At 60.1% G+C, this 1,094-nt stretch carries 1 protein-coding gene and 1 pseudogene; both read right to left on the bottom strand.

Features of this window, described 5'->3' with window-relative positions:
• Positions 1 to 161, bottom strand: a pseudogene (gene fixJ, locus EOA22_RS39360) (DNA-binding response regulator); the annotation flags it as partial.
• Positions 148 to 1,094, bottom strand: a 947-nt coding sequence (locus EOA22_RS34745) for an ATP-binding protein (RefSeq protein ID WP_127390672.1), incomplete at its 5' end; no start/stop codon positions are given. The pseudogene fixJ and the gene EOA22_RS34745, both read right to left, overlap by 14 nt.

Below are 1,094 nucleotides of genomic sequence, written 5' to 3' on the forward strand. Positions count from 1 at the left end.
GTGACGATGCAGCCGTCGAGGTCGCCCTTTGCCGTCGAGAGAAAAGCCGTGGCCGATTCGTGCAGGCGTACTGCAAAATCTGCAGTCGCCAGAAGAAAACCGAGCGACTTGCGCACGTCCATGTCGTCGCCAACCACGTGCACCAGATCACTGCCGGCCATTTGTGACCTCTTCCTTCTCCACAATGCGCAAGGTGAATCGGAAGGCGGTCCCGCCAGTCGGCATCGCCTCGGCCCATATGTGACCACCGTGCGATTCCACGATGGTGCGGCAAATGGAGAGACCGACACCCATGCCTTGCTTCTTGGTGGTTACAAACGGCTGGAAGAGTTGAGCCGAGACTTCCGGCGCGAGACCCGGGCCAGTATCGATCACGCTTACCTCGGCCATCCCATCATCCCGGGCAATTGTTGTGACTTTCAATTCGCGGCGCGGCGAGTCCTGCATAGCCTCAACCGCATTGCGCATCAGGTTGAGCAAAACCTGCTGAATCTGGATGCGGTCGGTTAAGACCAGTTCGGCGACTGGATCAAGCTTGTAGCTGACGAGGAGATTTATCTCTCTTGCACCAACCAAGGCTAGGGAGGCGGCTTCCTCGATCAGCATTGGCAGTCGTTCGACCTGGCGCTCGCTTTCGCCCCTCGCTACAAAATCCCTCAGGTGACGGATGACGTCGCCCGCCCGCAAGGCCTGCTCAGCTGCCTTTTCCACGGCATCCCGAAGCATGGGCGCATTCTCGTCCCGGCTCTTCTCAAGCAGCCGACGACTGCCTTTGAGGTAGTTCGTGATGGCGGTGAGCGGCTGGTTGATCTCATGAGCAAGCGTTGAGGCCATCTCGCCGAGTGCGGTGAACCGCGCCATGTGCAGCAGTTCCTGCTGCTGCTCCTGGATTCTTGCTTCTGCCCGGTGGCGTTCGGTCAAGTCGCGGCAGAAGCCGGTAAAGAAACGTCCGGTCCCCGGATGCATCTCGCCAACGGAAAGCTCCATCGGGAAAGTCGTGCCATCCTTGCGTGCCCCGGTCACGGTGCGGCCGAGCCCGATGATCCGGCGCTCTCCCGTCGTCAGGTAGCGAAGCAGATAGGCGTCATGCTCGT

The sequence above is a fragment of the Mesorhizobium sp. M7A.F.Ca.US.014.04.1.1 genome (genome assembly GCF_003998745.1).
In the GTDB taxonomy this organism is placed as follows: Bacteria; Pseudomonadota; Alphaproteobacteria; order Rhizobiales; family Rhizobiaceae; genus Mesorhizobium; species Mesorhizobium ciceri.